The organism is Streptomyces sp. AN091965, from assembly GCF_022698285.1.
Classification (GTDB): Bacteria; Actinomycetota; Actinomycetes; order Streptomycetales; family Streptomycetaceae; genus Streptomyces.
The window spans coordinates 6,937,501-6,949,666 of sequence record NZ_JALDMY010000001.1; the positions used below are offsets into that span (position 1 = coordinate 6,937,501).

At 68.1% G+C, this 12,166-nt stretch carries 4 protein-coding genes, 1 tRNA gene and 2 rRNA genes (1 of these 7 cut by a window edge); 6 read left to right on the top strand and 1 reads right to left on the bottom strand.

Annotated elements, in window-relative coordinates:
- The 4 genes from MQV74_RS29685 to MQV74_RS29700 all read left to right on the top strand — a co-directional run.
- Positions 1-1,416 (top strand): 23S ribosomal RNA (locus MQV74_RS29685) (it extends 1,708 nt beyond the left edge of the window).
- Positions 1,417-1,506: 90 nt separating this feature from the next.
- Positions 1,507-1,623: ribosomal RNA gene (rrf, locus tag MQV74_RS29690) — 5S ribosomal RNA — on the top strand.
- A 115-nt stretch (positions 1,624-1,738) separates the two neighbouring features.
- Complete coding sequence (locus MQV74_RS29695) at positions 1,739-2,401, top strand: DegT/DnrJ/EryC1/StrS family aminotransferase (RefSeq protein WP_242729222.1); 663 nt, start codon at positions 1,739-1,741, stop codon at positions 2,399-2,401.
- 87 nt (positions 2,402-2,488) lie between these two features.
- Positions 2,489-2,564, top strand: a tRNA-Thr gene (locus MQV74_RS29700).
- 93 nt (positions 2,565-2,657) lie between these two features.
- Here MQV74_RS29700 and MQV74_RS29705 read toward each other — a convergent pair.
- Entirely contained in the window at positions 2,658-5,318 is a 2,661-nt protein-coding gene (locus MQV74_RS29705) for a SpoIIE family protein phosphatase (RefSeq protein ID WP_242724453.1), read from the bottom strand.
- 256 nt (positions 5,319-5,574) lie between these two features.
- Between MQV74_RS29705 and MQV74_RS29710 the strand changes: the two genes are divergently transcribed.
- Both MQV74_RS29710 and MQV74_RS29715 read left to right on the top strand, forming a co-directional pair.
- The gene (locus MQV74_RS29710; protein WP_242724455.1) at positions 5,575-11,088 is read left to right on the top strand and encodes a HAMP domain-containing protein; all 5,514 of its coding nucleotides are present in this window, start codon (positions 5,575-5,577) and stop codon (positions 11,086-11,088) included.
- A 301-nt stretch (positions 11,089-11,389) separates the two neighbouring features.
- The gene (locus tag MQV74_RS29715; protein ID WP_144321270.1) at positions 11,390-12,073 is read left to right on the top strand and encodes a response regulator; all 684 of its coding nucleotides are present in this window, start codon (positions 11,390-11,392) and stop codon (positions 12,071-12,073) included.
- The last annotated feature ends 93 nt before the right edge of the window (positions 12,074-12,166 follow it).

Genomic DNA, 12,166 nt, shown 5'->3' on the forward strand with positions numbered 1-12,166 from the left:
TAGGCAAATCCGGATGACATGAGGGTGAGACCTGATGCCGAGCCGATTGTGGTGAAGTGGATGATCCTATGCTGTCGAGAAAAGCCTCTAGCGAGTTTCATGGCGGCCCGTACCCTAAACCGACTCAGGTGGTCAGGTAGAGAATACCGAGGCGTTCGGGTGAACTATGGTTAAGGAACTCGGCAAAATGCCCCCGTAACTTCGGGAGAAGGGGGGCCACACCCGGTGACGGCACTTGCTGCCAGAGCTGGGGGTGGCCGCAGAGACCAGCGAGAAGCGACTGTTTACTAAAAACACAGGTCCGTGCGAAGCCGTAAGGCGATGTATACGGACTGACGCCTGCCCGGTGCTGGAACGTTAAGGGGACCGGTTAGTCACTCTTCGGGGTGGCGAAGCTGAGAACTTAAGCGCCAGTAAACGGCGGTGGTAACTATAACCATCCTAAGGTAGCGAAATTCCTTGTCGGGTAAGTTCCGACCTGCACGAATGGCGTAACGACTTCTCGACTGTCTCAACCATAGGCCCGGTGAAATTGCACTACGAGTAAAGATGCTCGTTTCGCGCAGCAGGACGGAAAGACCCCGGGACCTTTACTACAGTTTGATATTGGTGTTCGGTTCGGCTTGTGTAGGATAGGTGGGAGACTGTGAACCCGGTACGCCAGTATCGGGGGAGTCGCCGTTGAAATACCACTCTGGTCGTGCTGGATGTCTAACCTGGGTCCGTGATCCGGATCAGGGACAGTGTCTGATGGGTAGTTTAACTGGGGCGGTTGCCTCCCAAAGGGTAACGGAGGCGCCCAAAGGTTCCCTCAGCCTGGTTGGTAATCAGGTGTTGAGTGTAAGTGCACAAGGGAGCTTGACTGTGAGACTGACGGGTCGAGCAGGGACGAAAGTCGGGACTAGTGATCCGGCGGTGGCTTGTGGAAGCGCCGTCGCTCAACGGATAAAAGGTACCCCGGGGATAACAGGCTGATCTTCCCCAAGAGTCCATATCGACGGGATGGTTTGGCACCTCGATGTCGGCTCGTCGCATCCTGGGGCTGGAGTCGGTCCCAAGGGTTGGGCTGTTCGCCCATTAAAGCGGTACGCGAGCTGGGTTTAGAACGTCGTGAGACAGTTCGGTCCCTATCCGCTGTGCGCGTAGGAATATTGAGAAGGGCTGTCCCTAGTACGAGAGGACCGGGACGGACGAACCTCTGGTGTGCCAGTTGTTCTGCCAAGGGCATGGCTGGTTGGCTACGTTCGGGAGGGATAACCGCTGAAAGCATCTAAGCGGGAAGCCTGCTTCAAGATGAGTATTCCCACCCACTTGATGGGGTAAGGCTCCCAGTAGACGACTGGGTTGATAGGCCAGATATGGAAGCCTGGTAACGGGTGGAGTTGACTGGTACTAATAGGCCGAGGGCTTGTCCTCAGTTGCTCGCGTTCACTGTGTTGGTTCTGAAACCACGAACAACCCCACACCTGGGATGGTGTGGTGCGGTAGTTCACAGTTTCATAGTGTTTCGGTGGTCATAGCGTGAGGGAAACGCCCGGTTACATTCCGAACCCGGAAGCTAAGCCTTACAGCGCCGATGGTACTGCAGGGGGGACCCTGTGGGAGAGTAGGACGCCGCCGAACAAACTTTGATAAGAGCTGGTCCCTGAACTTCGGTTCAGGGACCAGCTCTTTTTTGTTTTGCGTTACTTGCCGTTCACGTTGCGCGATCAGCATCCGTCACATGGGGACAGAAGCGTTGCTCAGAGCGGCAGGCGTAGGCAGCGGCGACGAGGTCGTCGTACCCGCGTACGGGAGTTCCTCGATCGCCGAAGCCGTGATCTCCGCAGGAGCCATGCCGGTGTTCGCGGACATCGACCCGGCCACGTACTGCCTCGACGTCGACGCGGTCGACGCGGTCCGCACCGAGCACACGGCGGCTGTCGTCGTCGTCCGGCGCTTCGGGGGCCAGGCCGACATGCCGCGGATGCACGCCCTCGGGCAGCGGCACGGGATGCTGGTGCTCGAAGAAGGTGAACAGGACGCGACGTACGACGACGTCGCGCGGCGGCGGACGCACGCCGCGTACCTCACCGCCCGGCTGAAGGGCGTGCACACCCCCGCCGGCGGCGAGAGCCACAGCTACCAGCGGTACGTCGTGCGCGTGCCCGGCAACGGGCGGCCGGACCGGGACGCCTTCGCGCGGGTCCTGCGGGCCAAGGGAGTCGACTGCCGGGTGCCCGTGAAGACGCCGCTGCACCGCACGCCGCAGTTCTGGCGGGACGTGGAGCTGCCGGAGACGGAGCGGGCCGCGGACGAGGCGCTGGCGCTGCCCGTCGACGCCTGGCTGTCCCGGCGCGACCTCCAGCGGATCGTATCGGCGTGCAACGCGCTCGGAGGATTGCTCCAGCCGGCGTTTTAGCCGCTGGAGCAGGGTGGTTCGAGACCGCCTGATGTTCGGGTATGATTTATTTCGTTGCCGCGCGGAAAACCGCGAAAGGCGCAACTGGCCCCTATAGCTCAGTCGGTAGAGCGTCTCCATGGTAAGGAGAAGGTCAGCGGTTCGATTCCGCTTGGGGGCTCCATTCGAAAAGGCCACCGCCTCACAGGCGGTGGCCTTTTTCGTTTCACTGGCCGGTCCCCCTGCCCTTCCGCGGCACGGGGACCGGCACGGGAATTCAGCTGTGGAGTTCCGGGACGCGCATCGCCAGGATCGCCATGTCGTCCGACGGCGCGTCCGTCGCGAAGCGCTCCACCGCGCGCATGATGCGCGCCGCCACCGCGCCCGCCGTGAGACCCGTACAGGTCGTCAGGACGTCCGCGAGGCCGTCGTCGCCCAGCATGCGGGTGCCCTCGCGGCGCTCGGTCACGCCGTCGGTGACGCAGAGCAGGACGTCGCCCGGGTCGAGCGTCATCGTCTGCTCGTACAGTTCGAGGTCCTCCATGACGCCGAGGAGCGGCTGCGGCTCCGCGTACGGCTCGACCGTGCCGTCCTGGCGCAGGCGCAGCGGCAGCGGATGCCCCGCGCAGACGACCTTCAGGACCGCCGAGCCGTCCTCCTGGGGCCACAACTCGCCGTACAGGAGGGTGAGGAAGCGGCTGCGGGCGCCCTCGTCGAGGATCGCCGCGTTCAGACGCTCCAGGACCGCGGGGCCGCCGAAGCCCTCGCGGGCGAGGAGGCGCAGCGCGTGCCGGGCCAGGCCGGTCACGGCGGCCGCCTCGGGGCCGGTGCCGCACACGTCGCCGATGGCGAAGCCGTAGGCGCCGTCGCGGATAGGGAACAGGTCGTAGAAGTCGCCGCCGACCTCGTTGCCCTCGCCCGCCGCGCGGTAGATGACGTCGACCTCCACGCCGGGGACCTGGGGCAGGCCGGGCGGGAGCAGGCTGCGCTGGAGGGACTGGCTGATGGCCGTGCGCTCCGAGTACAGCCGGGCGTTGTCCAGGGCGAGGGCGGCCCGGCGGGACAGGTCCTCGGCGAGCTCCAGGATCTCCTGGCGGAAGTGCTCGTCGGCGGGCTTGCCGAGCGTGAGCATGCCGATGACGCGGTTGCGGGCGACCAGGGGCAGGACGACCGTCTCGCCGCCCACCGCGGACGCCGTGGACAGCGACGTGCCGATGCCGCCGAGGGACGACATGGGCTCGCCGAGGCCGAGGTTGCGCATGGAGGTGCGCAGGGCCGACTGGTGGGCGGCCTCGGACGGGGCCTTCCAGATGCGGGCGCCCGGGGTGGGCACCGGCTCCGGCGGGTCGACCTTCTTGAGGAGCGCCTTCAAGCCATCGATGCGCTCCTCGTCCTCGTGCAGGACGTACGAGAGGTACGGCTCCGATGCCTGGTCGGCGATGGTGTAGACGGCGCACCAGGTGGCGAGCGTGGGGACCGTCATCTGTGCCATGAGCGCCAGGGTCTGGTCCCGGTCGAGCGTGCCCGCGAGCAGGTCGGAGGCCTCGACGAGGAAGGAGAGGGAGCCGCGGCGCAGCCGCTGCAGATCGCCGAGCCGGGCCGACTCGATGCCGAGGGCGATGCGGTCGGCGGCGAACTGCAGGCGCAGGGCCTCCTCGTTCGAGTACCGGTTCGGCGCCTCGGCGGCGACGCCGAGGGAGCCCGTGAGGCGGCCCTCGACCTTCAGGGGGACGGTGACGACCGAGCGCATGCCCGTGCTCTTCAGGAGGGGCACCGCGTCCGGGACGACCGTGAGGTCCTCGTGGACGGCGGGCATGCGGGCGGAGCCGTAGCGTCCGGTGCCCGCCTCCACGGGGACGCGGGCGAAGCGCTGGCGGGCGGAGGGCAGGCCGGTGGAAGCGCGTACTTCCAGTTCCGTCTCGTCGTCCGTGGCCAGGAGCAGGAAGGCCGCGTCGCCGTCGAGCATGTCGCGGGCGCGCTCGACGGTGCGCTGGAGCAGGCCGTCCAGGTCCTCGGGCGTGGGGGTGCCGATGAAGACCTCGAAGGGGTCGGCGGCGTGCGGCTCGCTGAGGGCGCCGGACTCCGGCGACGGGCCGCGCAGCGGGGTCTGCAGGACCGCGCGCTCGTCGTCGCGTACGAGCAGACAGACCGTGGACGGCTCGCCGTCGGTGTCGCGGACGCGCAGGTGGGAGGCGTAGACGGGGGTGACGCGGCCGTCGGCGTCACGGATGCCGTAGCTGCCCTCCCAGCGCGAGAGCTGGAGGGCGTCGGCGATGCCGGTGCTGGTGCCCGGGGTGTGCGGCCAGGCGGCGAAGTCCGTGAGGGGCTTGCCCGTGACCTGCTCGGCGACGTACCCGAAGAGTTCTTCCGCGTCCTCGTTCCAGGCGGAGATGGCGCCCGCGCGGTCGATCTGGACGACGGCGACGCGGACCCGGCCGTCGGTGATCGGGAGCAGGTCGGGCGGCAGCGTGGGTCCTGCGGTGCGGGTGCCCACGGGGCGGTCGGGCAGGTCGAGTTGGAACCAGACCTGTTTGTGCGTGGGGGTGTAGTCGACGCCCCAGCGGGTGGCGAGCGCGGCGCAGAGCTGGAGGCCGCGGCCGCCCTCGCGGTCGGGGCTGCCCATGGTCGCGGGGGAGTTCTGGAGGGGGATCTCGCGCTCGGGATAGCGGTCGGAGACCTCGATGCGGACGGTGTCGTCGGTGCGCAGGCACTGGACGTCGGCGGCGGTGCCCGCGTGCACGACGGCGTTCGTGACCAGCTCGCTGGTCAGGACGACCGCGTCGTCGACGATGTCCGAAAACCCCCACCCCTGAAGGGTGTCCCTGACGAACGAGCGGGCCGTCGCGACGGAACGCCCGACGGGTTCGAAAGTCGCAGCCGCGCGCGCGGTGATCACAGAGCTCCTCGTCCGTTGTCCCCCGGGAATCTGCAGTCCCATGGTGCGGCCGCCCCTCCGATGCCCGCCGAATATGTGTGCCACCGCCCTGGCCGGGCAGGACCGGGGTGGTTGGACAGCCGGATGCCAGGTTACTTACCTTCGCCGTCCATGCTGATGCCGGTCGCCAGTGTTTCCGCCCGGAGGGTGTGCGGACGGTGTGCGAAGCTGCCGAACTGTTATGGCCTGGTTCGGCCGTGGTGAAACACTGGGCAGGCTTGAGACGAGCAGTACGGTCGACCCTTGAGGGAGGGACACAGTGGAGTCTGGCGCTGCGACGCGGGGCAGTAAGACGCGCGCGAAAGACGGACGGTCCCTGAACGGTCAGCGCAAGCCGCGGAACGGGACGACGGTCACGGTGGAGGCGGCGGCCCTGAACAGGCTGCTGACCGCCCTTGTGGCCATGCGGGACGGGAATTTCCGCAAACGGCTCACGGTCACGGGCGACGACGCGATGTCGGAGATCGCCGCCGTTTTCAATGAGGTCGCGGACCGTAATCTGCACCTCACCGGAGAGCTGTCGCGGGTGCGGCGCACGGTGGGGCGTGAGGGCAAGCTCACAGAGCGCCTCGAGGCCGGGGCGATGGAGGGCTCCTGGGCGGCCGCGATCGACGCGGCGAACGACCTGGTCGACGATCTCGTACGTCCGGTCTCCGAGGTCGGCCGGGTGCTCTCCGCGGTCGCCGACGGCGATCTGGAGCAGCGCATGGAGCTGCGCGCGCACGTGGCGGACGGCAACGGCCATCCGCTGCGCGGCGAGTTCCTGAAGGTCGGGCGCACGGTCAACAACCTGGTGGACCAGCTGTCCACGTTCACCGACGAGGTCACGCGCGTGGCCAGCGAGGTGGGCACGGAGGGCAAGCTGGGCGGGCAGGCCCGGGTGCGCGGCATGTCAGGTTCGTGGAAGGACCTCACGGACTCGGTCAACACGATGGCGTACCGCCTGACGGCGCAGGTGCGGGACATCGCGCTGGTGACGACCGCCGTGGCGAAGGGCGATCTGTCCCGTAAGGTCACGGTGCACGTGGCCGGCGAGATGCTGGAGCTCAAGAACACCGTCAACACGATGGTGGACCAGCTGTCCTCGTTCTCCTCGGAGGTCACCCGCGTCGCGCGCGAGGTCGGTACGGAGGGCGAGCTCGGCGGGCAGGCGCAGGTGCCGGGCGTCGCGGGCGTGTGGAAGGACCTCACGGATTCGGTCAATCTGATGGCCGGGAACCTCACGGCGCAGGTGCGCGGCATCGCCCAGGTCACGACGGCGGTCGCCAACGGCGATCTGTCGCAGAAGGTACGGGTGAGCGCGCGCGGCGAGGTGGCGCAGCTCGCCGGGACCATCAACCAGATGACCGAGACGCTGCGGACGTTCGCCGACGAGGTCACGCGCGTGGCCAACGAGGTCGGCGCGGAGGGGCAGCTCGGCGGTCAGGCCAACGTTCCGGGCGCGGCCGGCACCTGGAAGGACCTGACGGACTCCGTCAACACGGTCTTCCGGAATCTGACGACGCAGGTCCGTGACATCGCCACGGTGACGACGGCGGTGGCGAACGGCGACCTGTCGCAGAAGGTCACGGTCGACGTCGCGGGCGAGATGCTCGAACTCAAGAACACCGTGAACACGATGGTGGACCAGCTGTCGTCCTTCGGTGACGAGGTGACCCGGGTGGCGCGCGAGGTCGGCGCCGAGGGCCAGCTCGGCGGCCAGGCGCAGGTGCCGGGCGCGGCGGGCACCTGGAAGGACCTCACCGACTCGGTGAACACCGCCTTCCGCAACCTCACGGGCCAGGTCCGCAACATCGCGCAGGTGACGACGGCGGTGGCCAACGGCGACCTGTCGCAGAAGGTCACCGTGGACGTCTCCGGCGAGATGCTCCAGCTGAAGAACACCGTGAACACGATGGTGGACCAGCTGTCCTCGATGGCCGACCAGGTCACGCGGATGGCCCGGGACGTGGGCACCGAGGGCCGTCTGGGCGGTCAGGCGCGCGTGGACGGCGTGAGCGGCACCTGGAAGGAGCTGACGGACTCCGTCAACTTCATGGCGGGCAATCTGACCTCCCAGGTACGCCAGATCGCCCAGGTGACGACGGCGGTGGCGCGCGGCGACCTCTCCCAGAAGATCGACGTGGACGCCCGCGGCGAGATCCTGGAGCTGAAGAACACCATCAACACGATGGTCGACCAGCTTTCCGCCTTCGCCGACCAGGTGACGCGCGTCGCCCGGGAAGTGGGCACGGAGGGCAGGCTCGGCGGCCAGGCGCAGGTCCCCGGCGTCGCGGGCGTGTGGCGTGACCTCACGGACTCCGTGAACGGCATGGCGGGGAACCTCACCGCGCAGGTCCGCAACATCGCGCAGGTCGCCACCGCGGTGGCGCGCGGCGACCTGTCGCAGAAGATCGACGTGGACGCGCGCGGCGAGATCCTGGAGCTGAAGAACACCCTCAACACGATGGTGGACCAGCTCTCCGCCTTCGCGGAGCAGGTGACGCGCGTCGCCCGCGAGGTGGGTACGGACGGCATCCTGGGCGGTCAGGCCGAGGTGCAGGGCGTGTCGGGTACGTGGAAGGACCTGACGCAGTCCGTGAACGGCATGGCGAACAACCTGACGCTCCAGGTGCGCAACATCGCCGAGGTCACGACGGCCGTCGCCCGCGGCGATCTGTCCAAGAAGATCACCGTCGACGCCAAGGGCGAGATCCTCGAACTCGTCACGACCGTGAACACGATGGTGGACCAGCTGTCGTCGTTCGCCGAGCAGGTCACGCGGGTCGCGCGTGAGGTGGGCACCGAGGGCAAGCTGGGCGGGCAGTCCCGCGTCCCGGGCGTCACGGGCATCTGGAAGGACCTCAGCGACAACGTCAACCTGATGGCCAACAACCTGACCATGCAGGTGCGCAACATCTCCCAGGTCGCCGCGGCCGTCGCCAACGGCGATCTGACGAAGACGGTGACGATCGAGGCGCGCGGCGAGGTCGCGCAGCTCGCCGACACCTTCAACACCATGGTGAAGACGCTGAGTTCGTTCGCCGACCAGGTCACCAAGGTGGCGCGCGAGGTGGGCACGGACGGCATCCTCGGCGGTCAGGCCCGCGTCCCGGGCGTCTCGGGCACGTGGAAGGACCTCACCGAGTCCGTCAACGGCATGGCGTCCAACCTGACCGGTCAGGTCCGCAACATCGCGATGGTCACGACGGCCATCGCCAAGGGCGACCTCACCAAGAAGATCGACATCGACGCGCGCGGTGAGATCTTGGAGCTCAAGACGACCATCAACACGATGGTCGACCAGCTGTCGTCCTTCGCCGAGGAGGTGACCCGCGTCGCCCGCGAGGTGGGCACCGAGGGCCAGCTGGGCGGCCAGGCGCGGGTACGGGACATCGACGGCACCTGGCGCGACCTCACGGAGTCCGTGAACGAGATGGCCGGGAACCTCACCCGGCAGGTGCGCGCGATCGCGGCCGTGGCCACCGCGGTGACCCGGGGCGACCTCAATCTGAAGATCGACGTGGACGCGGCGGGCGAGATCCAGGTCCTCCAGGACAACATCAACACGATGATCGCGAACCTCCGCGACACCACGCTCGCCAACAAGGAGCAGGACTGGCTCAAGGGCAACCTGGCCCGCATCTCCGGTCTGATGCAGGGCCGCCGCGACCTGGAGGACGTCGCCTCGCTGATCATGAGCGAGCTGACGCCGGTGGTCTCGGCGCAGCACGGCGCGTTCTTCCTCGCGATGGCCACCGAGGACGCGAACGACCCGGGGCGCGACGAGGACGCGTACGAACTGCGGATGCTGGGCAGCTACGGCTACTCGATGGGGTCGATGCCCACGTCGTTCCGGCCCGGTGAGACGCTGATCGGCACGGCCGCCAAGGAGCGCCGCACGATCCTCGTGGAGAACACGCCCTCGGGCTATCTGCGCATCGCCTCCGGGCTCGGTGAGGCGCCTCCGGCGCAGGTCATCGTGTTGCCGGTGCTCTTCGAGGGCAAGGTGCTCGGAGTGATCGAGCTGGCGTCGTTCCAGCCGTTCACACAGATCCAGAAGGACTTCCTGAGCCAGATCGCCGAGATGATCGCGACGAGCGTCAACACCATCAGCGTCAATACGAAGACGGAGATGCTGCTCAAGCAGTCGCAGGAGCTCACCGAGCAACTGCGCGACCGCTCCGAGGAGTTGGAGAACCGGCAGAAGGCGCTCCAGGACTCCAACGCCGAGCTGGAGGAGAAGGCCGCGCTGCTCGCCCAGCAGAACCGCGACATCGAGGTGAAGAACACCGAGATCGAGGAGGCACGGCAGGTCCTCGAGGAGCGGGCCGAGCAGCTCGCGGTGTCGATGCGCTACAAGTCCGAGTTCCTGGCGAACATGTCGCACGAGCTGCGGACGCCGCTCAACTCGCTGCTGATCCTCGCCAAGCTGCTCGCGGACAACGCCGACGCGAACCTCACTCCCAAGCAGGTGGAGTTCGCCGAAACGATCCACGGGGCGGGCTCGGACCTGCTCCAGCTGATCAACGACATCCTGGACCTGTCGAAGGTCGAGGCGGGCAAGATGGACGTCAGCCCGACGCGCATCGCGCTCGTCCAACTTGTGGACTACGTAGAGGCCACTTTCCGTCCACTGACCGCCGAGAAGGGGCTCGACTTCTCCGTACGCGTATCGCCGGAGCTGCCCGCGACGCTGCACACGGACGAACAACGTCTCCTTCAGGTACTGCGCAATCTGCTGGCCAACGCGGTCAAGTTCACCGACACCGGTGCGGTGGAGCTCGTCATCCGGCTCGCCAGCAACGACGTGCCGAACGCGATCCGGGAGCAGCTCCTGGAGGCCGGTTCGCTGCGCGACCCGGACGCCGATCTGATCGCCTTCTCCGTGGCGGACACCGGCATCGGCATCGCGGCCAGCAAGATGCGGGTGATCTTCGAGGCGTTCAAGCAGGCGGACGGGACGACCAGCCGCAAGTACGGCGGCACTGGTCTGGGCCTGTCCATCAGCCGGGAGATCGCCCGGCTGCTCGGCGGCGAGATCCACGCGGCCAGCGAACCGGGCCGAGGCTCCACCTTCACGCTGTATTTGCCCCTGCACCCGAGCGAACTGCCGCCGCAGGGGTACGCCCAGCTCGCGTCGCCCGCGGCCCCCGCGCTGCCCGCCCTGGAGAGCCTGACCGAGGCCGCGGGGAACGCGGCCGACGACACCGCGGCTTCCGGGACGGCGCGTGCGGAGGCCGCGGAGCGGCATGCCGGGCCCGCCGCCCTGTTCCGGCGCCGCCGCCGGGCCGCGCTGCCCGCGGAGCCCGTCGGCGGGGCTCCGCAGCCCGGCCCCAGGGCCGGCGGGGGAGTGCAGGAGCAGTGGCAGGAGGGCGCCGCGCAGGACGCGACGGCCACGCGCGCGGGGTTCCAGTTCGACGGCGAGAAGGTCCTCATCGTCGACGACGACATCCGCAACGTGTTCGCGCTCACCAGCGTCCTGGAGCAGCACGGCCTGTCGGTGCTGTACGCCGAGAACGGCCGCGAGGGCATCGAGGTCCTGGAGCAGCACGACGATGTAACGGTCGTTCTGATGGACATCATGATGCCGGAGATGGACGGCTACGCGACGACGACGGCGATCCGCAGGATGCCTCAGTTCGCCGGGCTGCCGATCATCGCGCTCACCGCGAAGGCGATGAAGGGCGACCGCGAGAAGGCCATCGACTCCGGAGCCTCCGACTACGTGACGAAGCCGGTCGATCCCGACCACCTGTTGTCGGTGATGGAGCAGTGGATGCGGACGGAGTGACGGAGCGTGGCCGCCGCCCCGCCCCCGGCCGTTCCCGCGGACCGCGGGTGAGGCGTCCGGAGAAGCCGCACCGCTACGCGGAGTTGCTGACAGAGTGTGGCCGACGCCGTGTAGAACCGCGGTATTCGGGGAACCTTCTGGTCCGCCACTGCGTTTCTGCTACGTGCACAGTGACATCGCGGTGACAGGGTGTGGCGACGGGCGGGGTGCGGCTACCATGACCGGCACAAGGACGGACGACGCAAGAAAGTCGTCCCCTGGGGCGGCGCCCGGTGTACCGCCGGGGCGAGGAGGGCGGGCCATGGTGCAGAAGGCCAAGATCCTCCTGGTCGATGACCGGCCGGAGAATCTGCTGGCGCTGGAGGCCATCCTCTCTGCGCTCGATCAGACGCTGGTGCGGGCATCGTCCGGGGAGGAAGCGCTCAAAGCGCTGCTGACGGACGACTTCGCGGTCATTCTCCTGGACGTCCAGATGCCAGGCATGGACGGCTTCGAGACCGCGGCGCACATCAAGCGGCGGGAGCGGACCCGGGACATCCCGATCATCTTCCTCACGGCGATCAACCACGGCCCGCACCACACCTTCCGGGGGTACGCGGCCGGCGCCGTGGACTACATCTCCAAGCCCTTCGACCCGTGGGTCCTGCGCGCGAAGGTCTCGGTGTTCGTCGAGCTGTACATGAAGAACTGCCAACTGCGCGAGCAGGCGGCCCTGCTGCGCCTCCAGCTGGAGGGCGGCGGCAAGGCGGCGGCCGAGGACACCAAGGAGCCCGCCGGTCTCCTGGCCGAACTGTCCGCGCGGCTCGCCGCCGTCGAGGAGCAGGCCGAGGCCCTGTCCAAACAGCTCGACGACGACTCCGCCGACGCGGCGGCCGTCGCCACGGCAGCCCATCTCGAACGCAAACTCACCGGTTTGCGCAGGGCTCTTGACGCCCTGGAGCCGGGCACCGGCAGCGGCGCGCCGTCGGTGCCCTCGCAGAACTGACGGCGGCCCGGGCGGCCGTCCGCGCGGCGCCCGCGGCTGTCGTGCCACGGTCCGCGGCGCTGCCGCACTGTGGTGCCCGGCGCTGCCGCGCAG